This window comes from Streptomyces sp. GESEQ-35 (assembly GCF_017948485.1).
Lineage (GTDB): Bacteria > Actinomycetota > Actinomycetes > Streptomycetales > Streptomycetaceae > Streptomyces.
In genome coordinates this window covers 200,188-225,615 of the sequence record NZ_JAFFSX010000007.1, presented here as the reverse complement: position 1 = coordinate 225,615, position 25,428 = coordinate 200,188, and the positions used below count along the sequence as shown (strand labels likewise).

The 25,428-nt window shown below is 70.8% G+C and carries 26 protein-coding genes; 18 read left to right on the top strand and 8 right to left on the bottom strand.

Features of this window, described 5'->3' with window-relative positions; genetic code table 11:
• Positions 1-16 precede the first annotated feature (16 nt).
• The 6 genes from KCH87_RS16555 to KCH87_RS16530 all read left to right on the top strand — a co-directional run bounded on the left by KCH87_RS16555 (position 17) and on the right by KCH87_RS16530 (position 6,465).
• Positions 17-1,096: an iron ABC transporter permease gene (locus tag KCH87_RS16555; RefSeq protein WP_247196350.1), complete on the top strand. Its 1,080-nt coding sequence runs from the start codon at positions 17-19 to the stop codon at positions 1,094-1,096.
• A gap of 96 nt (positions 1,097-1,192) precedes the next feature.
• Entirely contained in the window at positions 1,193-2,014 is an 822-nt protein-coding gene (locus KCH87_RS16550; protein ID WP_210586853.1) for a heme ABC transporter ATP-binding protein, read from the top strand.
• A 189-nt stretch (positions 2,015-2,203) separates the two neighbouring features.
• The gene (efeO, locus tag KCH87_RS16545) at positions 2,204-3,358 is read left to right on the top strand and encodes an iron uptake system protein EfeO (RefSeq protein ID WP_210586852.1); all 1,155 of its coding nucleotides are present in this window, start codon (positions 2,204-2,206) and stop codon (positions 3,356-3,358) included.
• A gap of 13 nt (positions 3,359-3,371) precedes the next feature.
• Entirely contained in the window at positions 3,372-4,625 is a 1,254-nt protein-coding gene (gene efeB / locus KCH87_RS16540; protein ID WP_210586851.1) for an iron uptake transporter deferrochelatase/peroxidase subunit, read from the top strand.
• 3 nt (positions 4,626-4,628) lie between these two features.
• Positions 4,629-5,510 carry an iron uptake transporter permease EfeU gene (gene efeU, locus KCH87_RS16535; RefSeq protein ID WP_210586850.1) on the top strand — a complete coding sequence of 294 codons (882 nt, stop codon included), beginning with the start codon at positions 4,629-4,631 and terminating at the stop codon, positions 5,508-5,510.
• Positions 5,461-6,465, top strand: a complete 1,005-nt coding sequence (locus tag KCH87_RS16530) for a hypothetical protein (protein ID WP_210586849.1) — start codon at positions 5,461-5,463, stop codon at positions 6,463-6,465. Before efeU ends, KCH87_RS16530 begins: the two co-directional genes overlap by 50 nt.
• Before the next feature lie 38 nt (positions 6,466-6,503).
• Here the strand turns inward: KCH87_RS16530 and KCH87_RS16525 are convergent, their stop codons facing one another.
• Together KCH87_RS16525 and KCH87_RS16520 are read right to left on the bottom strand one after the other, a co-directional pair.
• Positions 6,504-7,241, bottom strand: a complete 738-nt coding sequence (locus KCH87_RS16525; protein WP_210586848.1) for a bifunctional DNA primase/polymerase — start codon at positions 7,239-7,241, stop codon at positions 6,504-6,506.
• A gap of 148 nt (positions 7,242-7,389) precedes the next feature.
• Positions 7,390-8,037 (bottom strand): TetR/AcrR family transcriptional regulator, encoded by a 648-nt coding sequence (locus tag KCH87_RS16520; RefSeq protein ID WP_210586847.1) that lies wholly within the window; start codon positions 8,035-8,037, stop codon positions 7,390-7,392.
• Positions 8,038-8,146: 109 nt separating this feature from the next.
• On the opposite strand from KCH87_RS16520, the gene KCH87_RS16515 reads away from it, so the two are divergent.
• Together KCH87_RS16515 and KCH87_RS16510 are read left to right on the top strand one after the other, a co-directional pair.
• Positions 8,147-8,335: a DUF6243 family protein gene (locus KCH87_RS16515; protein ID WP_210586989.1), complete on the top strand. Its 189-nt coding sequence runs from the start codon at positions 8,147-8,149 to the stop codon at positions 8,333-8,335.
• Positions 8,336-8,441: 106 nt separating this feature from the next.
• A complete protein-coding gene (locus KCH87_RS16510; protein WP_210586846.1) occupies positions 8,442-9,779 on the top strand; it encodes a S28 family serine protease in 1,338 nt (445 codons plus the stop codon).
• On the opposite strand, the gene KCH87_RS16505 is transcribed toward KCH87_RS16510, so the two are convergent.
• From KCH87_RS16505 to KCH87_RS16495, 3 genes are all read right to left on the bottom strand, one after another.
• On the bottom strand, positions 9,776-10,768 hold the full coding sequence (locus tag KCH87_RS16505) for a small ribosomal subunit Rsm22 family protein (RefSeq protein ID WP_210586845.1): 993 nt from the start codon (positions 10,766-10,768) through the stop codon (positions 9,776-9,778). The two genes, KCH87_RS16510 and KCH87_RS16505, sit on opposite strands and share 4 nt — an antisense overlap.
• A gap of 172 nt (positions 10,769-10,940) precedes the next feature.
• The gene (locus KCH87_RS16500; protein WP_210586844.1) at positions 10,941-12,116 is read right to left on the bottom strand and encodes a serine hydrolase; all 1,176 of its coding nucleotides are present in this window, start codon (positions 12,114-12,116) and stop codon (positions 10,941-10,943) included.
• Positions 12,068-13,381, bottom strand: coding sequence for a multidrug effflux MFS transporter (locus KCH87_RS16495; protein ID WP_210586843.1), 1,314 nt, complete (start codon positions 13,379-13,381; stop codon positions 12,068-12,070). The genes KCH87_RS16500 and KCH87_RS16495 overlap by 49 nt, the downstream gene beginning before the upstream one ends.
• A gap of 85 nt (positions 13,382-13,466) precedes the next feature.
• Between KCH87_RS16495 and KCH87_RS16490 the strand changes: the two genes are divergently transcribed.
• Positions 13,467-14,489, top strand: coding sequence for a Gfo/Idh/MocA family protein (locus tag KCH87_RS16490; protein WP_210586842.1), 1,023 nt, complete (start codon positions 13,467-13,469; stop codon positions 14,487-14,489).
• Here KCH87_RS16490 and KCH87_RS16485 read toward each other — a convergent pair.
• Positions 14,476-16,116: an alkaline phosphatase gene (locus tag KCH87_RS16485; protein WP_210586841.1), complete on the bottom strand. Its 1,641-nt coding sequence runs from the start codon at positions 16,114-16,116 to the stop codon at positions 14,476-14,478. The two genes, KCH87_RS16490 and KCH87_RS16485, sit on opposite strands and share 14 nt — an antisense overlap.
• A gap of 218 nt (positions 16,117-16,334) precedes the next feature.
• On the opposite strand from KCH87_RS16485, the gene KCH87_RS16480 reads away from it, so the two are divergent.
• The 3 genes from KCH87_RS16480 (at position 16,335) to KCH87_RS16470 (ending at position 19,751) form a co-directional block, all read left to right on the top strand.
• Positions 16,335-17,117, top strand: a complete 783-nt coding sequence (locus KCH87_RS16480) for an SDR family oxidoreductase (RefSeq protein WP_210586840.1) — start codon at positions 16,335-16,337, stop codon at positions 17,115-17,117.
• Positions 17,118-17,513: 396 nt separating this feature from the next.
• Complete coding sequence (locus KCH87_RS16475) at positions 17,514-18,983, top strand: ABC transporter permease (RefSeq protein WP_210586839.1); 1,470 nt, start codon at positions 17,514-17,516, stop codon at positions 18,981-18,983.
• A gap of 84 nt (positions 18,984-19,067) precedes the next feature.
• A complete protein-coding gene (locus tag KCH87_RS16470; RefSeq protein WP_210586838.1) occupies positions 19,068-19,751 on the top strand; it encodes an ABC transporter ATP-binding protein in 684 nt (227 codons plus the stop codon).
• Between the two features lie 15 nt (positions 19,752-19,766).
• On the opposite strand, the gene KCH87_RS16465 is transcribed toward KCH87_RS16470, so the two are convergent.
• Both KCH87_RS16465 and KCH87_RS16460 read right to left on the bottom strand, forming a co-directional pair.
• Positions 19,767-20,762, bottom strand: a complete 996-nt coding sequence (locus KCH87_RS16465; protein WP_210586837.1) for an aldo/keto reductase — start codon at positions 20,760-20,762, stop codon at positions 19,767-19,769.
• Between the two features lie 82 nt (positions 20,763-20,844).
• Positions 20,845-21,171 carry a nuclear transport factor 2 family protein gene (locus KCH87_RS16460; protein ID WP_210586836.1) on the bottom strand — a complete coding sequence of 109 codons (327 nt, stop codon included), beginning with the start codon at positions 21,169-21,171 and terminating at the stop codon, positions 20,845-20,847.
• A gap of 130 nt (positions 21,172-21,301) precedes the next feature.
• On the opposite strand from KCH87_RS16460, the gene KCH87_RS16455 reads away from it, so the two are divergent.
• The 6 genes from KCH87_RS16455 to KCH87_RS16430 all read left to right on the top strand — a co-directional run bounded on the left by KCH87_RS16455 (position 21,302) and on the right by KCH87_RS16430 (position 25,416).
• A complete protein-coding gene (locus tag KCH87_RS16455) occupies positions 21,302-21,856 on the top strand; it encodes a DoxX family protein (RefSeq protein WP_210586835.1) in 555 nt (184 codons plus the stop codon).
• Between the two features lie 22 nt (positions 21,857-21,878).
• Positions 21,879-22,229: a MazG-like family protein gene (locus KCH87_RS16450; RefSeq protein WP_210586834.1), complete on the top strand. Its 351-nt coding sequence runs from the start codon at positions 21,879-21,881 to the stop codon at positions 22,227-22,229.
• Between the two features lie 71 nt (positions 22,230-22,300).
• Positions 22,301-22,486 carry a hypothetical protein gene (locus tag KCH87_RS16445; protein ID WP_210586833.1) on the top strand — a complete coding sequence of 62 codons (186 nt, stop codon included), beginning with the start codon at positions 22,301-22,303 and terminating at the stop codon, positions 22,484-22,486.
• Between the two features lie 54 nt (positions 22,487-22,540).
• The gene (locus KCH87_RS16440) at positions 22,541-23,551 is read left to right on the top strand and encodes an RNA polymerase sigma factor (protein ID WP_210586832.1); all 1,011 of its coding nucleotides are present in this window, start codon (positions 22,541-22,543) and stop codon (positions 23,549-23,551) included.
• 150 nt (positions 23,552-23,701) lie between these two features.
• Positions 23,702-24,649: an ABC transporter ATP-binding protein gene (locus KCH87_RS16435; RefSeq protein WP_210586831.1), complete on the top strand. Its 948-nt coding sequence runs from the start codon at positions 23,702-23,704 to the stop codon at positions 24,647-24,649.
• A complete protein-coding gene (locus KCH87_RS16430; RefSeq protein WP_210586830.1) occupies positions 24,646-25,416 on the top strand; it encodes an ABC transporter permease in 771 nt (256 codons plus the stop codon). Before KCH87_RS16435 ends, KCH87_RS16430 begins: the two co-directional genes overlap by 4 nt.
• Positions 25,417-25,428 lie beyond the last annotated feature (12 nt).

Here is a 25,428-nt window from a genome sequence, read left to right as displayed (position 1 = left end):
GTGCGGCGTGACCGTACTGGACGAGAAGACCGAAACGAAGGCCCCGCCCCAACCCACCGCCCGAAGACGACGCAGCACTGCCTGGCTCCTCACCGCCGGTCTCCTCATCACGCTCCTCGTCCTCACCCCGATGGCCGCCGGAATCGGCGCCTACCCGATCCCGATCGGCGACGTCGTCAGCTCCGTACAGCACAAAGCCGGGCTCGGCGGCGCGGAGTTGGACCGGGTCGCGGAGTCCGTGCTCTGGAACGTCCGCTTCCCCCGGATCGTGCTCGCGCTGCTCGTCGGCGCCTCGCTGGGGTGTGCGGGCGCGCTGATGCAGGGCGTGTTCGGCAATCCGCTGGCCGAACCGGGCACGATCGGCGTCTCCTTGGGCGCGGCGGTCGGTGCGGTGGCCTCGATCGCGCTCGGTCTGACCTTCTTCGGCAACTGGACCCTCCCGGCGATGGCCTTCGTCACCGGTCTCGCCACCGTGCTGCTGGTGTACGGGATGTCCCGCTCGGGCGGCCGTACGGAGGTCGTGACGCTGATCCTCACCGGTATCGCGGTGAACGCGTTCTGCGGGGCGCTCGTCGGCCTGTTCATCTTCCTCGCCGACACCGCCGCGGTGAACCAGATCACCTTCTGGCAGCTGGGTTCTCTCGCCCAGGCGACCTGGCCGAAGGTGCTCGCGGTACTGCCGTGCGCGGCGATCGGTCTGGTGCTCGCGCCGCTGTACGCGCGCCGTCTGGACCTGCTCGCGCTCGGCGACCGGCCGGCCCGGCATCTGGGCGTGGACGTGGAGCGGCTGCGGATCGTGCTGATACTCGTCATCGCGCTGCTGACCGCTGCCGCAGTGAGCGTGGCCGGCGTCATCGGCTTCATCGGTCTCGTCGTACCCCACCTGTTGCGGATGGCCGCCGGGCCCGGGCATCGCTTCCTGGTCCCAGGCAGCGCGCTGGGGGGCGGGGTCGTCCTGCTCGGTGCGGATCTTGCTGCGCGGACTGTGGCGGCGCCGGCGGAGCTGCCGCTCGGGGTTCTGACGGCGCTTCTTGGGAGTCCGTTCTTCTTCTGGTTGTTGCGCAGGACTCGGCGTCGGCAGGGGGGTTGGGCCTAGAGGTTGTGTGTCGTCTACAGGTGCGTGGTGGCTGGTCGCGCAGTTCCCCGCGCCCCTGAGGTTCTTCAGTCCCCCTCCTCCACAAGGACCCCGCCCATGCGACTCCTCCGCCCCCGCCCCACTCCTCCCTCCCCCGCCGAACCCGGCGACATCCTCGCCGAAGCCCAGGACCTCCACGTCCGCCTCGGTTCCCGCGTCGTCCTCCACGGAGTGTCCGTCACGGCCCGTGCCGGCGAGGTCCTCGCCCTGGTCGGTCCCAACGGGGCGGGAAAGTCGACCCTGTTGGGCGCCCTGGCCGCCGATCTCCCGGCCGCGGAAGGGGTCGTACGGATTCACGGTCGCCCGGCGTCGGACTGGTCCGCGCCCGAACTCGCCCTGCGTCGGGCCGTGTTGCCGCAGTCGGCGGCGCTGTCCTTCCCGTTCACGGTGGAGGAGGTGGTCCGGATGGGCCGCGCACCCTGGGCGGCCGTCGGAGCGGAGGACGACGACACCGCCGTAGCCGAAGCGATGGCGCGGGCGGAGGTGACCGCGTTCGCCGCCCGCCCGTTCTCGGCGCTCAGTGGCGGCGAGCGGGCCCGGGTCGCGCTCGCCCGGGTGCTCGCTCAGCGCGCGCCGCTGCTGCTGCTCGACGAGCCGACGGCGGCCCTGGACCTCAAACACCAGGAGCTGGTGCTGCGGTTGTGCCGGGAGCGGGCGCGGGCCGGGGACGCGGTGGTCGTCGTACTGCACGATCTGGGGCTCGCGGCGGCGTACGCGCACCGGGTCGCGATCCTGCGCGCCGGGCAGGTGGCCGCGGACGGACCACCCGAGGACGTCTTCTCGGAGCGGCTGCTCTCCGAGGTGTACGACCAGCCGGTCGAGGTGCTGCCGCACCCCCGCACGGGCGCGGTCCTGGTCACCCCGCGACGCGATCCTTGACCCTCCCTTGACCTTCCCGTGGGGTCCGATTTGAGCCAGCGTGATCGGCTCGTGCTCATACAGCGTCCATGAGAGCTGAATCACCGCACAACCGGGTATCACGCAGGTAAGGCTCAGATAAGTTAGGCGAGCCTAGCCAAAACTGTGAGTTCCCTGTAAGCGTTTTCTCGCCACTCTCATGGAGCCTGTATGCGCGCCGCCAGACTCTCCGTCATCACCGCCGCCACCGCCGTGGCGGCTCTGACCGCTGTCACCGGCTGCACCGAGAAGGGCGGTTCGGGCAGCGGCGACAACGTGATCAACGTGACCGCGACGGACGACAAGTGCGAGGTGTCGAAGAACGAGGTCCCGGCCGGGCACGTCGAACTCGCCATAGAGAACAAGGGCTCCAAGGTCAACGAGGTCTACATCCTCTTCCCGGACGACCGGGTGGTGACCGAGCGCGAGAACATCGGCCCCGGCACCAAGCAGCGGGTCACCGCCGAAGTGAAGGCCGGCGCCTACCAGATCGCCTGCAAGCCCGGCATGAAGGGCAACGGCATCCGCCAGGACATCAAGGTCACCGGCGGCACCGCCGCCAAGCGCGACGCCCGTCTCGACAAGGCCGTTGCCGCCTACCGCGAGTACTCCCAGACCCAGGCCGACGAGACGCTGCCGCTCGCCGAGACGTTCGCCAAGGCGGTCAAGGACGGCGACATCGAGGCCGCGAAGAAGGCCTACGCACCGTCCCGTATCGGCTGGGAGCGCACCGAGCCGGTCGCCGAGTCCTTCGGTGACATCGACCCCAAGGTCGACCTGCGCGAGGACGGTCTGGAGGAGGGCCAGGACCTGGAGAAGGACTGGACCGGCTGGCACCGCATCGAGCGCTCGCTCTGGAAGGACAAGAAGCTCACCGCCCGCGACTCCGAGCTCGCCGACCAGCTGATCACCGACCTCACGGACTGGCAGAAGCGGGTCGGCAAGGCCGAGATCACCCCGACCTCCATGGCCAACGGCGCCAAGGAGCTCCTCGACGAGGTCGCCACCGGCAAGGTCACCGGCGAGGAGGAGCGCTACTCCCACACCGACCTGGTCGACTTCAAGGCCAACGTCGAGGGCGCGGAGAAGTCGTACGAGCTGCTGAAGGCCGTCGCCAAGGAGAACGACCCGGCGCTGGTGACGGAGCTCGACAAGCAGTTCGCGGCGCTGAACGGACTGCTCGACAAGTACCGCGCGGACAAGACCTCGTACGACTTCACCTCGTACGACAAGGTCGGCGAGGCCGACCGCAAGGAGCTGTCGGACGCGGTCAACGCGCTCGCCGAGCCCCTGTCCAAGCTGGCCGCCGCAGTTGTCGTGAAGTGAGGTAGGGGCCCTCATGACCGAGACCTCCGAATCCCCCTCCCGGCGTGCGCTGATCGGCTGGGGCGGTGCCGGGCTCGCGCTCGGTGCCGCCGCGGCCGGCGGTGCGGTGGCGATGGCCCGCACCGGCGACGACCTGGACCCGACCGCCGCCGAGTCGGGCGCTGCGGTCGCCTTCCACGGCGCCCATCAGGCGGGCATCGCCACGCCCGTGCAGGACCGGCTGCACTTCGCCGCGTTCGACGTGAAGACCGACGACCGCGCCGAGTTCGTACAGATGCTCAAGGACTGGACGGTGGCGGCGCGGCGGATGACGGCCGGGCAGACGGTCGGTGAGGGCGCGTACGGCGGTCTTGCCGAGGCTCCGCCGGACGACACCGGCGAGGCGCTGGGCCTCAAGCCGTCGCGGCTGACGCTGACCATCGGCTTCGGGCCCTCCCTGTTCGAGAAGTTCGGGCTGGCGGACGCCCGCCCCGAGGCGCTCGTCGACCTGCCGAAGTTCGCCGGCGACAACCTCGACAAGAACCGCAGCGGCGGCGACCTGTGCATCCAGGCCTGCGCGGACGACCCGCAGGTCGCCGTGCACGCCATCCGCAACCTGGCCCGCATCGGCTTCGGCAAGGTCGTCATCCGCTGGTCGCAGCTCGGCTTCGGCAAGACGTCCTCGACGACACCGGACGAGCAGACCCCGCGCAACCTGATGGGCTTCAAGGACGGCACCCGCAACATCGCGGGCACGGAGACGGACCGCCTGAAGAAGTTCGTGTGGGCGGACGAGAAGGACGGCACTCCGAACTCGGCCTGGATGACCGGGGGCTCCTACCTCGTAGCCCGCCGCATCCGCATGCACATCGAGACCTGGGACCGCACCTCGCTCCAGGAGCAGGAGGACATCATCGGCCGGGACAAGGGCGAGGGCGCCCCGGTCGGCAAGGCCAAGGAGCGCGACGAGCCGTTCCTGAAGGCGATGCTGCCCAACGCGCATGTGAAGCTCGCGCACCCCGACACCAACCACGGGGCGACGATCCTGCGCCGCGGCTACTCCTTCACCGACGGCACGGACGGCCTGGGCCGCCTGGACGCGGGCCTGTTCTTCCTCGCGTACCAGCGGGACGTCCGCAAGGGCTTCATCCCGATCCAGCGCAGCCTGGCGCCGGACGTCCTCAACGAGTACATCCAGCACGTGGGTTCGGCGATCTTCGCGGTCCCGCCCGGCGTCCGCGACAAGGACGACTGGTGGGGCCGGACGCTGTTCTCCAAGGAGGCGTAGCCCGTGTTCTCCAACTACCTGATCGGTCTGCGCGAGGGCCTGGAGGCCAGCCTCGTCGTCTGCATCCTGATCGCCTATCTGGTGAAGACGGACCGCAGGGACGCGCTGAAGCCGATCTGGCTCGGCATCGGCGTCGCGATCGCCATCGCGCTGGGCTTCGGCTGCGCGCTCGAATTCGGTTCCCAGGAGCTGACGTTCGAGGCGCAGGAGGCGCTCGGCGGCTCGCTGTCGATCCTCGCGGTGTGCCTGGTGACGTGGATGGTGTTCTGGATGCGGCGCACCGCCCGGCATCTGAAGGCCGAACTGCACGGCAAGCTCGACGCCGCCCTCCAGATGGGCACCGGCGCACTGGTGGCGACGGCGTTCCTGGCGGTGGGCCGCGAGGGCTTGGAGACGGCCCTGTTCGTGTGGGCGTCGGTGCGCGCGGCCGGCGACGGGACCCCGCGCCCGCTGGTCGGCGTGGCCCTGGGCATCGTCACCGCGGTCGTCCTCGGCTGGCTGTTCTACCGGGGTGCTGTGCGGATCAACCTCGCGAAGTTCTTCACCTGGACCGGCGCCATGCTGGTCGTCGTGGCGGCGGGCGTGCTGGCGTACGGCTTCCACGATCTCCAGGAGGCCGACTGGCTGCCGGGCCTGAACAACAAGGCCTTCGACATCAGCGGCACGATCCCGCCGGACAGCTGGTACGGCACTCTGCTGAAGGGTGTCTTCAACTTCCAGCCGGATCCGACCGTCCTCCAGGTCACGGTGTGGCTGCTGTACTTGATCCCGACGCTCGCGTTGTTCTTCGCCCCGGTAGGGTTCGCCTCCGGGAAGGGGAAGGTGAAGGTAGCCGATGAGCAGGGATCGCGGCCTTCGAAGGCTGCTCAGTCGTCGCAGGATTGACCGGAGCGCGCTGATAGCAGCCTCCATGACCGCTTTGTCGCTGACAGCGAGCGGTTGCATGGTGGTGCACGGGGAGCGCGAGGTACTCCCCGCGGCCACCCGGGCCGAAGCCGCCAAGGCGCTCCAGCAGTTCACGACCGCATACAACGATGCCGACAAGGCGTACGACAGTTCCCTGGACGCCGATCACGTCACCGGCGCCCTCGGCGACATCGACGCGGCGCGGCTGAAAGCCGGGCAGGCGGGCAGCCCCGAGGGGAATGCGAACCACTTGCCGCTGAAACTGTCGGACGTGACGTACACGATCGTCGAGAAGGCGGGCTGGCCGCGCTGGTTCGTCGCCGACGCGGCGGCCAACAAGGGCGGCAGCGCACGCTGGCTGTTCGTGTTCACCCGCGGCGGTCTCGACGAGGCGTGGGAGGTGGCGTATCTGACGCTGGTCGCGCCCGACGACGTACCGGAGTTCAAGAAGGACGCGGACGGATACGCCGAGGGCGTGCCCGTGAACTCCGCCGGACTGGCCGCCGAACCGGCGGACTTGAGCCAGGAGTACGCCAAGTACCTCAAGGACGGCGGGGAATCCGCCTTCGCGGAGAACTCGCACACCAGCGGGTGGCGCACGGAGCGGCAGAAGATCGCCAAGAAGCCGGGTCTGGTCACCCAGTTCATCGACGAACCGCTGACGGACGGCGACTACGCGCCGCTGGCGGTGCGGACGAAGGACGGCGGGGCGCTGGTGTTCTTCACCACCCGCCACTACGAGAAGCAGACGGCGTATGCGGGTACGTCGGTGCCGACGCCGCTCGATGACGTGCTGGCGCTGACCACCGGTGAGATCAAGCAGTCGCTGACGATGGAGTTCGTCTCCAACGAGGTGGCGCTGGACCCCAAGGGGGCCGGCAAGGTGACGATCCTCGGCCGGATCCAGGGGCTCACGTCGGCGAAGGGCGAGTAGCCGCTCTTCGTACGGTCCTCAGTGGTCCTGAGTGGCCCTCAATGGCGGTGGGGCCAGGCCGCGGACACGTGGTCGGGCTCCGCGCCGGCGTAGCGGGCGCAGGCGTCGGTGAGGAATTCCAGCACGCTCAGCGGGTCGGGGAGCGGGTGCTCCAGGCCGCGTACCCAGTGCACGGACTGGCCGTCGTCGCCGGGGAGCCGGGCGGGCGGCACGAGGACGTACGAGCCGCGGCAGTGCCAGCGCAGGCCGGGGTGCTCGTCCGCGGTCTCGGGGTGGCAGTCCAGCTCGCAGGGCCACCACTCGTCCTCGTCCTCGGGGGTGCCGCGGGTGAGGGTGAAGAACAGCAGGCGGCCGTCGGAGCTCTCGGCGACCGGGCCGACCTCGATGCCGGCGCCGAGCAGCCGCTCCAGCGCTTCGCGCCCGGCTTCCAGGGGCACGTCGAGGACGTCGTGCACCATGCCGGTCGCGGTGATGAAGTTGGCCTGCGGCTGGTGCCGGGCCCAGCGCTCGATCTGGGCGCGGTCGGTGGTGGACTGCGTCTGCCAGGCGAAGGAGACCGGGTGCCGGGCCGGGGTGGGACAGCCGACGCGGTCGCAGGAGCAGCGGTAGCCGGGGGCCGGGTATGCGGCGGGTGCGAGCGGCAGGCCCGCTCCGGCGGCGGCGAGCAGCAGGACCTCACGGCCGCCGTCGCCGGCGGCCTCCTTCGGGCGGCGTCCGCGCAGCCACTGGGAGAGTTTGCCCTGCCGGCCGGAACGACCGCCGAACTCCGTGCTCATCTATCCCCTCGCCCTCGCCGTTGTGCGGACAGCATGCCCTATGGTCCCACCATCCTGCGCTCCGGGGGGCCGGAGCTCACATCCGGGGTAGGTGGGACGAGGCGTACGCGGCTCCTGAATAAGGGTTCATCGACTGCTTTGGCGGTATTTAGCGGGGTGCCAGGCCGTACAGGGCGTAGTCGACGAGGGTGTCGGTGTACTCGTAGGAGATCGGGCCCGTGTACTGGAGCCAGCGCTGGGCGAGGGGGGAGACCCAGAGCTCCAGGGCGATGCGCGGGTCGACGTCCCGGCGCACCTGGCCGGCGTCCTGCGCGGCCCGCACCCGGTCGACGTACAGCTGGAGCGACGGTTCGAGGAGCTTGGTCATGAAGATCCGGCCGAGCTTCTCGTCGACCACGCCTTCGGCGGCCAGGGCACGGGACGGCGCCTCGAACCTGGGGTCCTTGAGCTGGTCGACGGTGAGCCGCAGCACGGCTTTGAGGTCGGCGGCGAGGTCGCCCGTGTCCGGAATGACGTACGCCTCCTCCGAGCCCGCGTCCCGCGACGCCTGTTCGCTCAGATCGAGGAAGGCCTCCAGCAGGACGTCCGCCTTCGAGGTCCACCACCGGTAGATCGTCTGCTTGCCGACGCCGGCGCGGGCGGCGATGCCCTCGATGGTGGTCCTGGGGTAGCCGACTTCCGCAACGAGTTCGATGGCGGCGTCGTAGATGGCGCGACGGGACTTCTCGCTGCGGCGGGTGGAGTCGGGGGCGGGCTTGGCGGGGGAGGACGTCTCAAGTACGTGGTTCTTGGCCATGGGTCGAATCTATCAGGTTGACAAGACGATACGTCTCGTTGGACAGTGGTGCAGTCGAAAGCGAGACGAGACGTCTCGTTCAATGCAGTCGTCAGATATGGAGATCGCGATGTCGCGAGGCGGAAACATGCTCGGAGTCGGCGGCACCCGCAGCAACCTCGGCCGCGCCGCGCTGCGCGGCGGCGCACGAGGCGGCCGCGTCGGAGGGTCCGTCGACCCCCAGGCCCAGAAGCGGGAGCTGCTGCGCAAGCTCCAGGAACAGCGCGAACAGGGGGGCACCGCGGACACCTCGTCGTGACCGCGTCTCCCCCGCCCGGGGGACGACGTCCCCCCACACGCGGGATCTCCTCCCCGGTGTCCGGTGGCTGTACTGAAACGGTCAGCGACACCGGGGAGGAATCACGATGCGTACCTGGACGAGACGACGTCTGCTCACCTCGACGGCCTCGACGGCGGGCCTGGCCCTCGCCGCGACCCCCGTTCCCGCGCAGGCGGCCACGGGCCGGGTCCGCGCCGGGTGCGGCGACGTGGCGGATGCCTTACGGGCCCTGCCGGGGCTGCGGCTGATCGAGGAACGGCCGGGCGCCGAGCCCGGGTACCGCTTCTTCGTCCTCGGCCTGCGCCAGCCGGTCGACCACACGGACCCCGCGGCCGACACCTTCGAACAGCGCCTCACCCTGCTGCACACCTCCACCGGCCGGCCCACCGTGCTGGCCTCGACCGGATACGAGGCGAACCTCACGCCCTGGCGGGCCGAGCCGACCGTCCTGCTCGACGCCAACCAACTCCAGGTCGAGCACCGCTACTTCGGCACGTCACGCCCGGCGACCCTCGACTACACCCACCTGACGATCCGGCAGGCCGCCGACGACCACCACCGCGTCGTCCGTCTGTTCCGCGGGCTGTACCGCGGCCCGTGGATCTCCACCGGCGGCAGCAAGGGCGGGATGGCGAGCGTCTACCACCGCCGGTTCCACCCGTACGACGTGGACGGCACCGTCGCCTACTCCGCGCCGAACAACGTCGACGACCGCGACGACTCCGCCTACCTCCGCTTCCTGGAGCGGGTCGGCACCGCCGAGACCCGTGACGCGCTGAAGGCGGCGCAGCGCGAGATCCTCCTGCGCCGTCCCGAGATGGTCGCCCGCTACCAGGCCTGGGCGGCCTCCGCCGGCACCGGATTCCGCATCATCGGCAGCGCCGACAAGGCGCTCGAGATAGCCGTACTGCGCGTGCTGTTCATGTTCTGGCAGAACGGCACCGGGGACGGCGGCACCATCCCCCGCCCGGACGCCACCACCGACGAGCTCTACGCGTGGCTGGAGCGCACCGCGGCCCTCCCTGTGTACGCCGACGAGATCGCGGCGTTCTACATCCCGTACTGGTACCAACTCGGCACGCAGATGGGGTACTTGAGCGTCCCCACCGGCCACCTGGCGGACGTGCTCCGCCATCCGGGCGCCATCGAACCCCGCAGCTTCGTGCCCCGCGACATCCCGCTGCGCTTCGACTCCGACGCCATGCCGGACGTCGACCACTGGGTCCGCCGGCGCGGCAGCCGGCTGCTCTTCGTCAACGGCGCCCTGGACCCGGCCGTCGCCGAACCCTTCCGTCCCGGCGCCCACGACTCACGCGTCCTGTGGGCGCCCGGCACCAACCACCACGTGAGGCTCACGGACCTGTCCCCCGCCGACCACGCCGCGGCCGTCGCCACCCTGCGCCGCTGGGCGGAGGTGTCCTAGTCCTCCGCCGGAGGGGGCCAGGCGTCGCCCCAGTCGGCGTCCCGCGCCGCCTTGTACAGGTCGCCGTGGCGCTTGGTGACGGTGGTCCGGTGGAGGGCGGGGTCGGTTTCGCAGAGGTCGAGGAGGACCTGGCCCTTGCGGATCTGCGGCTTGCGTACGACGCGGGAGGGGGCCGGAGTGACCGGGAGGCGGGTGGCGGCGACGTAGGCGAACTTCTCGTCCTCGTAGGGGAGGGAGCCGCCCTTGACCTGGCGGTGCAGAGAGGAACGGCTGACGCGGGCCGAGAAGTGGCACCAGTCCGTGCCGGGGACGATGGGGCAGTCGGCGCTGTGCGGACAGGGGGCGGCGATGTGGAAGCCGGCGGTGATGAGGCGGTCGCGGGCCTCGATGATGCGGGCGTAGCCGTCGGGGGTGCCCGGTTCGACGATCACGACGGCCTGTGCGGCGGAGGCGACGGTCTCGACGAGGGTGGCGCGGTCGGGGGCGGTGAGTTCGTTGAGGACGTAGGAGACCGTGACGAGATCAGTGCTCTCGATTTTGAGCGCCGCTCCGATTCGAGAGCGCTGCCAGCGGGCGTCCCGTAGGGCCGGGTTGGCGGCGGCGATCTCCCGGCCCAGGGCGAGGGCGGGCTCGGCCCAGTCGAGGACGGTGACGCTGCGCTCGCCGGACCAGGTCGCGGTGACCGCCCAGGTCGCGGCGCCCGTCCCGCCGCCGACGTCGACGTGGCTGCCCGGCGCCCAGTCCGGCACTGCCTGCGCGAACGCCTCCAGCGCCGAGTGTGTCGCCTCGTAGGTCGCGGGCATGCGGTAGGCGGCGTACGCGGCGACGTCGGCGCTGTCGCGGAGGATGGGGGCGTCGGTCGGGGTGGCCCCGCGGTAGTTCGCGATCAGACGCTCCACGGCCTGCGCGGCCTGGCGCGGCGGGAGGCCGTCGAGGAGGGTCGCGAGGGTGCCGCGCAGGGTCTCGGCCGGGTGTGCGGGGGCGTTCACCCGGCGATTCTACGAGTGCGGCCGGGTGGGGGTGCGCGCCTGGACCTTCCTCGCCCCCGCCGCCCCTACCCGTCCCGTCCTGAAGGGGCTCCGCCCCTTCGACCCCGCTCCTCAAACGCCGGAGGGGCTGGATTTCAGCGCAGGTCCGCACAATTCAGCCCAAACACTCCCGCTACAGCCCCCGCACCGCCCGTGCCACCCTCGTCCCCGCCCTCGCCCTCGGCCCGCTGTCCGCGGCCCGTCTCCGCGGATGGACGGTGTTCGCCAGCAGCACCAGGAACGTGTCCGTCACCGGGTCCAGGACCAGCGATGTCCCCGTGAACCCCGTATGACCGACCGCCCCCTCCCCCGCCAGCTCCCCCATGAACCACGGCTGGTCCACCGCGAAGCCCAGCCCCGGCGCGGTCAGCAGCAGCTCCACGAAGTCGGCGCCGAGGATGCGGGCCGGACCGTAGGAACCGCCCGCGAGGAGTGCCCGGCAGAACACCGCCAGGTCGGGGCCCGTCGAGAACAGGCCCGCGTGACCGGCGACCCCGCCGAGCGCCCACGCGTTCTCGTCGTGGACCACGCCCCGCAGCATGCCCCGGTCCGCTTTGGCCCACGGGCGTCGCTGGTCCTCCGTGGCGGCCGCGTTGGAGCAGGGGCCGTAGGTCGTCGCCGTCATCCCCAGCGGTCGGGTGATGCCGTCGTGGACGAGGACGTCGAGGGTGCGGCCGGTGATGCGTTCCAGGAGGTACTGGAGGAGGAGCGGGTTGAGGTCGGAGTAGCAGTAGGTGCCGGGCACGCCCACGGGTGCCTCCGCCCGCAGCAGCGCCAGCCGTTCGGCGTCGTCGGCGCAGTCGTACAGCGGGAGTTCGGGGCGGAGTCCCGAGGTGTGGGTGAGCAGTTGGCGGACCGTGATGCCGTGCGCGGCCGCCGCCCGGAAGTCCGGCAGGTACGCGCCCACGCGCGCGTCGATGCCGAGCGTCCCCCGCTCGATCTGCTGGACGGCGGCGACGGCCGTGAACAGCTTGGTCAGGGACGCGATGTCGAAGGGGGTGCCGACCGTCATCGGGACCCGGTCGCCCGGCGGCAGCTCCACGCCCGCGTCGGTCTCCGGGTCGTAGGCCTCGTACCGTACGGCCCAACCCGCGGCCTCCTCGACGGCGATGACGGGGCCGCGCCCGGCGACCAGGACGGTGCCCGCCGCCCAGGGGCGTTCGCCGGCGGTGAGGTTGCCCACCTCGCGGACGAGATGGCGGAGTTCCCCGGGGTCGAGTCCGGCCCGTTCCGGTGTGCCGCTGCGCAGTCTCGGCGCGCTCAGCTCCCCGCTCCCTCCATTTCCGTACGTGTGTTCCAAGGACGGCACATTCCCATGAAGCAGGCCAGTGCCACCAGTGCCGCCGCCAGTTGGACGACGGCCATCGGGAGGGCGGTGTCCTCACCGGCGACGCCGACCAGCGGGGAGGCGATCGCACCGATGAGGAAGGAGGACGTGCCGAGCAGGGCGGACGCGGAGCCGGCGGCGTGCCGGGTGCGCATGAGGGCGAGGGCCTGGGTGTTGGGCAGGGTGATGCCCATGGCGGACATCAGCACGAACAGCGCGGCGGCCACCGGCACCAGCCCCACCTCGCCGAACACGTCGAGGGACATCAGCAGCAGCGCGGTCGCGGCGGCGATGACGATCACGAGTCCGGTCCCCAGCACCTTGTCGAGGTTGACCCGCCCGACCAGCACCTTCCCGTTGAGCTGGCCGACGGCGATCAGGCCGACCGAGTTGAGGCCGAACAGCAGGCTGAAGGTCTGCGGCGAGGCTCCGTAGATCTCCTGGATCACGAACGGCGAGGCGGAGATGTAGGCGAAGAGGGAGGCGAAGGCGAAGCCGCCCGCGATCATGTAGCCGGAGAAGGTGCGGTCGGCGAGCAGCCGCCGCATCGCGTGCAGGGCCTCGCCCGTGCCGCCGCTGTGGCGTTCGGCGGGCGGCAGCGTCTCGGGCAGCTTCACCCAGACGACGGCGGTCAGCGCCACCCCGACCACCACGAGCACGACGAACACGCCCCGCCAGTCCGTCACCTGGAGGATCTGCCCGCCGATCAGCGGCGCCACGATCGGCGCGACCCCCGAGATCAGCATGAGGGTGGAGAAGAAGCGGGCCATGGCCATGCCGTCGTAGAGATCGCGGGCGACCGCTCGCGCGATCACGATCCCGGCCGCGCCCGCGAGTCCCTGTGCCAGTCGGCAGGCGACCAGGAGTTCCACGGTGGGCGCCACGGCACACAGGGCGGTGGCGACGATGTAGACCGCGAGGCCGATGAGCAGCGGGCGCCGCCGTCCCCACTTGTCGCTCATCGGGCCGACCACCAGCTGCCCGAACGCCATGCCGGCCAGACAGGCGGTGAGCGTGAGCTGGACGGTCGCGGCGGACGCGTGCAGGGACCCGGTGACCTCCGGCAGCGCCGGGAGATACATGTCCATCGACAGCGGCGGCACGGCGGTCAGACCGCCGAGGATGAGAGTGACGAGCAGTCCGGTGCGGCGCACAGCACGGGCGGCCGGTTCCGTTTCCGGTACGGCCGCCTGTGTCTCGTTGGGTCTCTTCGATATGGGTGCCCTGGACGCCCCACGCTCGGGCATGTGCCCTCCCTCTCTCCGCGATACGGCACCTATGCTCTCAGTTCGAACACAGTGGCTGGGGTCACATGAACGAGGGCGGGACGGGATGACGGCGGAGAACGTGCGGTGGGGGATCCTGGCGACCGGCGGGATCGCGGCCGCGTTCACGGCGGATCTGGTCGATCTGCCGGACGCGGACGTGGTGGCGGTGGCCTCACGGACCTCGGACTCGGCGAAGGCGTTCGCGGAACGGTTCGGGATACCCCGGGCGTACGGCGACTGGGGCTCCCTCGCGGCGGACGAGGACATCGATGTCGTGTACGTCGCCACCCCGCACTCGGCGCACCGGGCGGCCGCCGGTCTGTGCCTGGAGGCCGGGCGGAACGTGCTGTGCGAGAAGGCGTTCACGCTGAATGCGGTCGAGGCCGAGGAACTGGTCGCGCTGGCGAAGGAGCGCGGGAGCTTCCTGATGGAGGCCATGTGGATGTACTGCAATCCCGTGATCCGGCGGCTGAAGGCCCTCGTCGACGACGGCGGGATCGGCGAAGTGCGCACGGTGCAGGCCGACTTCGGTCTTGCGGGCCCCTTCCCGCCCTCGCACCGGCTCCGTGATCCCGCGCAGGGCGGCGGCGCGTTGCTCGACCTCGGGGTGTATCCGGTGTCGTTCACGCACCTGTTGCTCGGGGAGCCGTCGGACATCGCGGCGCGAGCGGTGCTCTCGGAGGAGGGTGTCGATCTCCAGACCGGAGCGCTGCTCTCGTGGGAGAGCGGCGCTCTCGCTTCGGTGCACTGCTCCATCGTCGGCGGTACGTCGGTCTCCGCGTCGGTCACCGGCTCGCAGGGCCGCATCGACATCCCGGCCGGCTTCTTCCACGCCGACCGCTTCGTCCTGCACCGGGACGGCCGCGAGCCGGAGGTGTTCGCCCACGATCCGTCCACCGGCCCGCACAACAGCTTCAAGTACGAGGCCCGCGAGGTGATGCGCGCCCTGCGGGCCGGCGAGACCGAGTCCCCGGTCATCCCGCTGGAGGGCACCCTCGCCGTGATGCGGACGCTCGACGCGATACGGAACCGCATCGGCGTCCGCTACCCCGGCGAGGGCAACCCCCCGGCGCTCAGGCTGGCTTGAGCCCCGGCGCCCCCGCCTCCGTCACGAAGGAGGCGGCGGTCGTCACCGGCGCGCCCGGCGTCGTCGCGTGGGCAAGGGTCTTGAAGTCGGCGCGCGCCGACTCCCGGCCCAGCGCGACCGTCGCATAGCCGCGCAGCCCGTTGTAGAACTTCATGTGCGGGTTGGCGGCCATGTTGGTGGCCCAGTTGGCGGGCTTCGCGGAGCCGTTGCCGCCGCTGGCGATCGAGGTGGCGACGATCTCGGTGCCCACGGTCGGTGAGTCGGGGTCGGCGAAGTCCCGCTTGATGTCGAGGCCGAAGTGCACGTGCACGTCACCGGTGAGGACCATGAGGTTCTCGATGCCGGCCGCGTCGGCTCCGGCGAGGACGCGCTCACGGGAGGCCGGGTAGCCGTCCCAGGAGTCCATGGAGACCTGGGACGGCAGCATGGTGCTGTTGTACCGGCGGGAGAAGGTGACCTGCTGCGGCAGCACGTTCCACAGGGCCCGGGAGCGGTGCCAGCCGTCGATCAGCCACTGCTCCTGCGCGTCGCCGGTCAGCGTGCGCGTCGGGTCCTCGGACTCGGGCCCGGGGAACTGCCAGCCGTCGCCGTACGCCTGGTTGGAGCGGTACTGCCGGGTGTCGAGTACGTCGAACTGGGCGAGCCGGCCCCAGTGCAGGCGCCGGTAGAGCTGGAGGTCGGGGCCGTCGGGCTGCTGGGGGCGGCGCAGCGGCATGTTCTCCCAGTACGCGCGGTAGGCGGCGGCCCTGCGGATCAGGAACTCCTCCGGCGATCCGCCGGATTCCGGGATGTCGTCGGCGTAGTTGTTCTCGGTCTCGTGGTCGTCCCAGGTGACGATGAACGGGTGGGCCGCGTGGGCGGCCGCGAGGTCGGCGTCCGACTTGTAGAGCGCGTACCGGAGCCGGTAGTCCTCCAGCGTCACCGTCTCGCGGTTGAGCACGTCGGGCAGGGTGCCGGCCGGGTAGGCGCGGGCGCCGCCGACGGAGGTGACCGGGTACTCGTAGAGGTAGTCGCCGAGGTGGAAGACGAGGTCCACGTCGTCCTCGGCGAGGTGCCGGTAGGCGGTGTAGTAGGCCTGGTCGTAGCGCTGGCAGGAGACCACGCCGATGGTCAGGGCGGAGACCCCGCTGCCCTGGCCGGGGGAGGTGCGGGTGCGGCCGGTCGGGCTGACCCAACGGCCCACCCGGAAGCGGTAGTAGTACACGCGGGCCTCGTCGAGGCCGTCGACGGCGACGTGCACGGTGTGGTGGAACTCGGGGTGGGCGGTCGCCGTACCGCGTCTGGCGAGCCGGCGGAAACTCTCGTCGCGGGCCACCTCCCACTGCACGGTGACGCGTGCGGCGGGCAGGCCGCTGTCCGGCTGGAACGGGGCGGGCGCGAGCCGGGTCCACAGGAGCACGGAGCCGGGCTGCGGGTCGCCGGAGGCGACGCCGAGCGTGAACGGGTCGTCCGTGAGCTGCGCGGCGTCGAACTCGGCCGCGCTCGCGGCGCCGGCGGCGGGCAGGTTCACGGCGAAGGCGAGCGCGGCGGCTGCGCCGGTGACGGTCAGGAAGCGACGCCGGCTCAGATGCCGTGCGGCTTCACGGAGTTCGGGGGCGTGCTGGGACTGACGTGCGGCGGGTGTCATCCGGTCCTCCCCTGGCAATTGGATGCACCCCGTATTGCAGTGACCCCGGACGACTCACGTTTGGCACGTACACAACACCCAGATGGCGGCCTGATGAGTTCCCCGGTGCAGACGCGCCCCAAAGGGGCGCGGGGAACTGCGCGACCAGCCACGACGGACCCGCAGACAAGCGACGGCCAATCGCGGCACTCACCGCGGAGCGCTTACGCTGCGGCCCCATGAATGCCATGCAAACGAACAGGCAGACGGGCGACCGGGCCCGGATCGCGGTCGTGACCGGCGCGGGATCCGGCATCGGCCGTGCGGTCGCCGTGGAACTGCTGCGCGCGGGCTGGTCGGTGGCGCTGGCCGGGCGCCGCCCCGAGACGCTGGAGGAGACGTCGGCACTGGTGCCCGAGGGCGCCTCCATCGCCGTACGCACGGATGTCTCGCGGCCGGAAGACGTCGCCGCGCTGTTCGCCGCGGCAACGGACCGGTTCGGGCGGGTGGACCTGCTGTTCAACAACGCGGGGACGTTCGGACCGGGCGGGGTGCCGGTGGAGGAGCTGCCGTACGACGCCTGGCGGCATGTGGTGGACACCAACCTCAACGGGGCGTTCCTGTGCGCGCAGGCGGCGTACCGGCAGATGAAGGAGCAGGACCCGCAGGGCGGCCGGATCATCAACAACGGGTCGATTTCCGCCCATACGCCCCGCCCGCGGTCCGTCGCCTACACCGCGACCAAGCACGCGCTGACCGGCCTGACCAAGGCGCTGTCGCTGGACGGACGGCCGTACAACATCGCCGTCGGGCAGATCGACATCGGCAACGCGGCGACCGACATGACGGCCCGGATGCAGACGGGCGCGCTCCAGGCGAACGGCTCCGTGGCACCCGAGCCCGTGATGGATGTCGCCGATGTGGCACGCACGGTGCGGCACATGGCGGAGCTGCCGCTGGAGGCGAACGTGCAGTTCGCGACGGTGCTGGCGACGGCGATGCCGTACGTCGGCCGCGGCTGAGCACACCCCTGAGCCACAGGCTTCACAACGTGCACAACCGGAATATGACCTTCCACTGCATTGCAGCCGGTGAGAGGCTTATGCTCGACTCCCCTCCACAAGAGCTTCACAGTTGGAATGCACTGCTTCCGTGGCCACACCGAGGGGGGATGTGGCGGCCGCTCCACGGCACCGGGTGGGGGTGGCCTCGCGTGGGACCGCGAGGTACACACCGGGCCGTGGAGCGGCTGCCATAAACGTCCGCGAACGTGCGCACATTTCCCGGATCCGGGAAACTCTCAGCTCGCACACATCCCTTCTCAGGTCTTACACATCCCTTATTCACGGCTGCTCAAAGGTTCGTCCCTAGCGTGTGTCCGCGCCCACAGCGGGCGCCAAGAACCTTCGAGGAACGGGATGTTTGGCATCTATCTCAAGCGCGAGCTGAGCCGCCGCAAAAAGGCGGCCCTGGTCATCGCGATGGGTCTGGCGCTCGGAATCGCGCTGGTCATCACCGTCAACTCGGTGTCGGCCGGCATGCAACAGGCGCAGGACAAGGTCCTGAAGTCGCTCTACGGTCTCGGCACCGACATGACCGTCACCAAAGCGAGATCGGCGCCCACCGACAACAGTTCGGGCGGGCCGAGATTCGAATTCGACGCCGGGTCCGACGAGGACGAGGAACAGAGTTCGGACCGCGTGATGACACAGGGGGGCGAGTCCCTCAGCGCCTCACTGGTGAAGAAGGTCGCCACACAGAACGGCGTGGCGAACGCGGTCGGTGCCCTCACGCTGAACGTCACCAAGGTCAACGGCTCCTTCACGCAGGGCCAGGCGGAGTCGCAGGACAGCGGCCAGTCGCAGGGCGGCGGCCCGGGTGGCGGCGCGAGCGGCTCCACCGCCCAGCCCCGGGTCCAGGGCGGCGGCGCCGCCTTCGACGTGAACTCCTACTCCGTCGCCGGCGTCGACGTCACGAACCAGGACCTCGGCCCGCTGGCCGGCTCGGAGATCACCTCCGGCAAGACGTTCACGGCGACGCAGACCAACGCGAAGGTCGCGGTGCTCAGCCAGTCGTACGCCAAGGAGAACGAGTACAAGGTCGGCAAGACCCTCACGATCTCCGACACCAAGTACACGATCATCGGTATCGCGACGCCCGAGAGCAGCGAGTCCACCACCGACGTGTACCTGCCGCTGAAGCAGGCGCAGACGCTGGGCGACTCGGCGGACAAGGTCAGCACGATCTACGTCAAGGCGTCCGACTCGCAGCAGATCGACAGCGTCAAGTCCGCGATCCAGAAGAACATTTCGGGTACGACGGTGACGACCTCCGCGGACCTCGCGGAGACCGTCTCCGGCTCCCTCTCCACGGCCTCGAACCTCGCGACCAGCGTCGGCAAGTGGCTGTCCGTCGCGGTGCTGGTGGCGGCGTTCCTGGTGGCCGCGCTGCTGACCTCGTCGGCGGTGTCGCGCCGGGTGCGGGAGTTCGGCACGCTGAAGGCGCTGGGCTGGCCGAGCCGGAAGGTGACCCGGCAGGTGGTCGGCGAGTCGATGGTGAACGGTCTGCTCGGCGGGGCGCTCGGTATCGCGCTGGGCCTGATCGCCGCGTACACGGTGACGGCGATCAGCCCGACGCTGGAAGCCCAGCTGGGCTCGACCGGCGGCGGTGGCGGAGGCGGCGGCATGGGCGGCGGCCCTGGTGGTGGCGGCCCCGGCCAGCAGGCGGCGTCGAACACGATGGAGATCGCGCTGTCCGCGCCCGTCTCGCTCACCACGATCGCGCTCGCGGTCGGCCTCGCGGTGACCGGCGGTCTGATCGCCGGAGCGATGGGCGGCTGGCGTGCCTCCCGGATGCGCCCGGCGGACGCGCTCCGCAGCGTCTCGTAACGCATCCCCTGATCTGGGGCGCCGCGTCCACTCCCCCCGGGACGCGGCGCCCCACCCCCTTCTTCCAGTCACGGAGTTCATCCCATGTACAAGCTCACCGACGTCACCAAGAGATACACGCGGGGCAAGGAGACGGTGGAGGCGCTGCGCGGCGTCGACCTCACGATCGAGGACGGCGACCAGCTCGTCATCCAGGGCCCCACCGGCGGCGGCAAGTCGACGCTGCTCCAGATGATCGGCGCCCTGGACCGTCCGTCCTCCGGCAGCGTCGAGCTGGACGGCGTCGACCTCGCGCGCATCAACGAGGCCAAGCTGACCCGGATGCGCGCCGAGAAGATCGGCATCATCTTCCAGGCGTTCAACCTCATCCCGACCCTGACCGCGCAGGAGAACGTCGAGACGGCCCTCGTCCCGCTCGGCGTGCAGCCCCGGGAACGGCGCGAGCGGGCCGCCGAGGCACTGAGCTCGGTCGGCCTCGGCGACCGGCTGGGCCACGCGCCGTCGGAACTGTCCGGCGGCCAGCAGCAGCGCGTCGCCATCGCGCGGGCCCTGGTCAAGAAGCCGAAGGTGCTGCTCGCGGACGAGCCCACCGGCAACCTCGACGAGGGCACCCGCGACGACATCATGGCGCTGCTCGAAGGCCTGTGGCACGAGTACGGCCTGACCTTCGTCCTGGTCACCCACGACTCGTCGATCGCCCGCCGCGCGCCACGCCTGGCCACCATCAAGGCGGGCAGGCTGACGCTGACGGAGCAGAGAGTGGCGTAGGGCCGGCTGGTTCGCTCACCGCCCCAGGATGCCGTCGATCTCGGTCAACTGCGCGGCGGTGAGCGGCCCTTGGGCGATGGCGCCCGCGTTCTCCTCGGCCTGGACGACCGTGCGGAACCCCGGGATCGGCACGGTGCGCGGGGAGCGCGCCCAGATCCAGGCGAGGGCGCCCTGGGCGAGCGTACGGCCGCCGCTGGTCAGGATGTCTTTGAGCGCGTCGACCCGTCCCAGCCACTCAGGGTCGGCACCCGCGCCTGCGGCGAACCCGGGCAGCCACGTGGGCGGGGTGCTACGGATGTCCCCGGCCTCGATCGCCTGCCCCGCCGCCCGCTTCCCGGTGAGCAACCCCATGGCCAGCGGACTGCGGTTGATGCTGGCGAGCCCCAACTCCTCGCACAGGGCGAGCATTTCGGGCGCGTCCTGAAGAATGTTGAGCCGATGCTGTACGGCCGCACAGTGGGCGCCCTCCGCGAACACGGCGGCGCGGGCGGGGTCGTCGGTGCTCCAGGCGTACGACCGTATGAGCCCCTCTTGGACGAACTCCTCGCAGGTGTCCCGGAGTTCGGCGGCCTGTTCCGGGTCCGCGTCGGACAGATGGAGCTGATAGAGGTCGACGTAGTCGGTGTCGAGGCGGCGCAGGGAGGCGGTCAGGGCGCGGCGGGCGTACGCCGGGGAGTCGTCGCCGCCGGTGAGGGTGCGGGTCTCCTCGTCGAAGACGTTGCCCCACTTGGTGGCGACGACCACGTCGGCGCGGCGCTTGCCGAGCGCACGGCCGAGGACGCGCTCACTGTGTCCGGTGCCGTAGGTGTCGGCGGTGTCGAAGAAGGTGACGCCGAGGTCGAGGGCGCGCCGGACGGCCCGTACGGACTCCTCGTCGTCGACCCTGCCCCAGCCGAGCGGCTGCCCGTCCGGGTCCTGCCACTCACCGCCGATGGCCCAGCAGCCGAAGCCGAGGGCGCTGACTTCGATGCCGGTGCGGCCGAGAGTGCGGGTGTGCGAGATCGTCTCCATGACCGGGGACGCTATGGGTTGGAGTGCACTTCAGGGCAAGGGGTTTCTGAGTAGTTCTTACGCCCGTCTACGCCTGGCCGGTTTACGCCTGGCCGGTTTCGAAGCGCCGGATCTTGCCGGTGTCGTCGACGTCGAAGCGCCACTGGGTGCGCATCTCGCCCCAGGTGTCGTTGCTGTAGCGGGCGACGAGGGCACGGCCGCCGGCGGTCTCGCGGTCGACCTCCATGTGCCCGTGGGAGTCGAAGATCTCCCGGCTGATCCAGTCGTCGAGGTCACGGTCGGAGCCGTCGTCCGCCATCGTCGCGTCCGGGGTGAGGAGCGCCAGGAAGGCGTCGCGGTCGTGCGCGTTGACGGCGGTGACGAACTCCCGGACGACCGGGTCGCTGAGGTTCTTGGGCTGAATCGTCATGACTGCCAGACAAACACCGCTCACGGGAGTGCGCCACCCGAACGGCGGTCCGGGGAGGCACGGGGGGTGTTGGGGGTGCAACGGTGGAATCCAGCGGGGGCTGTTCCTGCCGTCTGTTCCGGGAGTCACCGTGACGTGTTACGACCGACGAGATCTGGGTCTGCTGCTGCTCCGGCTGGGTACCGGCGGAGTGCTGGCCGCGCATGGCGCGCAGAAGCTGTTCGGCTGGTTCGGCGGACATGGGATCGAGGGGACCGGCCAGTTCATGGAGTCCGTCGGGTACGCGCCCGGCAAGGCGAGCGCCACGGCGGCCGGCCTGGCGGAGTGGGGCGGCGGCGCACTGCTGGCGCTGGGCCTGGCCACCCCGGCGGCGGGCGCGGCGGCAACCGGCGCGATGGCGGGCGCGGCCGCGGTGCACATGCCGAACGGCTTCTTCAACGCGGAGGGCGGCTACGAGTACGCCGCCACCCTGGGCCTGGCCGCCACCGGCCTCGCGGTGACGGGCCCCGGCCGTCTCTCCCTCGACCACGCGCTCGGGCACGTCTTCGACCGAGGCTGGATGGTGCCGGCGGCGCTCGGCGTGACGGCGGCGGCCACGGCGGTGATCGTGGGCACCCGCAACAAGCGGCTGGCGAAGGCGGAGGAGGCCGAGCAGGGGGAGCAGGAGGCGTTGTTCGAGGAGTGACCGGGCATGGCAGGCTGCGCGCATGAGTGCTGACCAGGACACCCACCCGCCCGCCGACCTCTGGACCTCCATCGACGCCCTGTGGACCTGGCTGGACGAGAACCGGGCCCACGGCGACCGGGAGGGCCTGCTGCTGCGCATGCTCAAGCTGTCGGAGGAGGTCGGCGAGGTCGCCCAGGCGGTGATCGGCGCGACCGGCCAGAACCCGCGCAAGGGGACGACCCACACCTGGGACGACGTCCAGTCGGAACTGTGCGATGTGGTCATCACGGCACTGGTCGCGCTGCGCACTCTCACCCCGGACACGCGCGAGATTTTCTCGGCCCACCTGGCAAAGGTCACGGAGCGCTCGCTGGGCACGGCTCGCGGTTAGCGACGCTCGGCCGATCGGACGAGGCGCAGGGGCACTTGGCGCCAATCCGCGCATTCCATGCAGGAGTGGGCATGTGCAGCCCCTCATTTGCCTGGGCCCGCCGGGCCGAGGACACGGCGGAGCCCCAACTCCCCACGCCCGGTGCGGACCTGGAGCTGCCCGGCGACGACCTGCTGGCCAGCGGCGCTCCGCTGACCAGCAACGGTGTGGACTCGAAGGCCTCCACCCCCTCCACAACCCCGGATACCGGGCGGTAATGTCGCCACCCGCCGGACGGCACGAGACCGGCGGATGAGCGCGAAGGGGCCCTCATGGCGACGGACATGCCGGACATACCTGCGGAGATGCAGGCGGCCGACGACCGTTGGGAACGCATGTGGGGCCACCGCGAGCAACTGCTCAAGGTGGCCCGGCGCAGATCGATGAGCGCGGAGGACGCCGAGGACGCGGTGCATGAGGCGATGCTGCGCGCCGCGGAGCGCCCCGACCTGGACGACGAGCGGCTCGCGGCCTGGCTGACGACGGTGACGATGCGGCTGTGCGTGGACCGCCACCGGCAGGTCAACCGCGAGGCCGAGGTCCGTACCAGTCCCACGCTGATCGCCCCTGGTCCGGTGCCCGTCGAGGAGGCGGTGTGCGACCGGGCCGAGGCGAAGTGGCTGGCCGGGCGCAGTGGCGAACTGCCCGCCCGGCAGGCGGAGGCGCTCCGGCTGAAGTCCGAGGACCTGGACGTCGGCCAGGTCGCCGTACGGATGGGACTCAGCTACCGGACCGTCGAGTCGCTGCTGGCCCGGGCCCGACGGACGCTGCGGAACTCGCTGGCGGCGACACTCGGGTTCGCCCTGTTCCTGATCGGCTGGGGACGGCCCCGGCCGGTCGGCAAGGCACAGGCCGTGGCGGTGGCCTCGACGGCGGCGACCCTGGCGGTGGCGGGGTTCGTGCTGCCGTACACGCTCGACGGGAGCGGGGACGGGGGCGGTACGGCGCCTCGGCCCGCCGTCACCTCGCCGGGCACGGAGGCGCTGCGGCCGGACGGCAGCGGCGGGGGTCGTACTCCTCGGGACGATGAGCCCACGGCCATGGCGGCCGAACGGAGAGCGGCCGAGTCCCCGTCGGGCGATTCGTTCCTCCCACTGTCGGTGCCCCCGCTGCCGGAAGTCCCCGAGGTCCCGGTGGCGCCGCTGCCAGTGCTGTCCGCGCCGGAGATCCCGCAAGTGCCCGAGATCCCGGACGTCCCTGAGCTCCCCGAGGTCCCCGGGGTCCCCGACCTGCCCGTCGAGCCCTCTGCCGTTCCCACGCCCACGGTGAGCCCGCTTCCGTAGCCCTGGGCACCCCTGGACGCAGGCCCTGGGCACCCCTGGACGCGCTCCCGGAAACCGCCCGAAAAAATTCCGCCACCCCAGCGACGGACGCCCGCTCCCTCCCCGTAGAGCAGATGTCGGAGCTGCTCACGTGGGCGAAGGGTGAACCGGATGGGTGTCGAGATCTGTGTGGAAGGGCTGACCAAGTCCTTCGGTCACCAGGTCATCTGGCAGGACGTCTCGCTGACGCTGCCCGCCGGGGAGGTCTCGGTCATGCTCGGCCCCTCCGGGACGGGCAAGTCGGTGTTCCTCAAGACGCTCGTCGGACTGCTGAAGCCGGAGCATGGCTCGATCACGATCCAGGGCCGGGACATCACGAGGCTCCGCGAGCGCGACCTGTACGAGGTGCGTCAACTCTTCGGCGTGCTGTTCCAGGACGGCGCGCTGTTCGGCTCGATGAACCTGTACGACAACATCGCCTTCCCCCTGCGCGAGCACACCCGTAAGTCCGAGAGCGAGATCCGGCGCATCGTGCTGGAGAAGATGGACATGGTCGGGCTGATCGGCGCCGAGGGGAAGCTGCCCGGCGAGATCTCGGGCGGAATGCGGAAGCGGGCAGGACTGGCCCGGGCTCTGGTTCTCGACCCCGAGATCATCCTGTTCGACGAGCCCGACTCCGGCCTCGACCCCGTCCGCGTCGCCTACCTCAACCAGCTCATCGTCGACCTCAACGCCCAGATCGACGCGACTTTCCTGATCGTCACGCACGACATCGCCTCGGCCCGCCAGGTCCCGGACAACATCGGGCTGCTGTTCCGCCGCGAGCTGGTGATGTTCGGGCCGCGCGAGGAGCTGCTCACCAGCAACGAGCCCGTCGTACGGCAGTTCCTGAACGGCCGCATGCAGGGGCCGATCGGGATGGCGGAGGAGAAGGACGCCGCCCAGGTCGAGCAGGAGCTGGCCGCCCTCGGCGACGACGGCAAAGGCACACAGTCTCCCGGCAGTCAGGCGCTGACTCCCCGCCTGCTGCCGGGGCCGGGTATCCCACGGCCACCCCGCTGGGAGGCGATCGCCCGGCGCGAGGCCGCGCTGCGCCAGACGGTGGTGGCCGGCGCATGAGTCTGTCACCGATCGGAGCGCTGCGGCACTCGGGAAGCCTGTTCGCGATGGCGCTGGACGTCGTCCGGACGATCCCCCGACGGCCGTTCCAGGCAAGGGAGTTCATCCAGCAGGCGTGGTTCGTCGCGAGCGTGACGATCCTTCCGACCGCCCTGGTCTCCATCCCCTTCGGCGCGGTCATCGCCCTGCAGATCGGCAGCCTGACAAGGCAGTTGGGCGCCCAGTCATTCTCCGGAGCCGCCTCAGTGCTCGCCGTGCTGCGCGAGGCCTCGCCGATCGTCACCGCGCTGCTCATCGCGGGCGCCGGCGGCACGGCGATCTGCGCGGACCTCGGGGCGCGGAAGATCCGCGACGAGATCGACGCGATGCAGGTGTTGGGCATCGACCCCATCCACCGGCTGGTCGTCCCGCGCGTGCTGGCGTCGATGGTGGTGGCGGTGCTGCTCAACGGCCTGGTGTCGGTGGTCGGCGTGGCGGGCGGCTACTTCTTCAACGTCGTCCTGCAGAACGGCACTCCGGGCGCCTACCTCGCCTCCTTCACCACCCTCGCCCAGCTCTCCGACCTGTGGGCGGCCGAGGTCAAGGCGCTGGTGTTCGGGGCTATCGCCGCGATCGTCGCCTCGTACAAGGGACTCACCGCGAAGGGCGGCCCGAAGGGCGTGGGCGACGCGGTGAACCAGTCGGTGGTGATCACCTTCATGTTGCTGTTCGTGACCAACTTCGTGATGACCGCGGTGTACTTCCAGGTCGTCCCGCAGAGAGGTTGAGAGGGGTTAGCC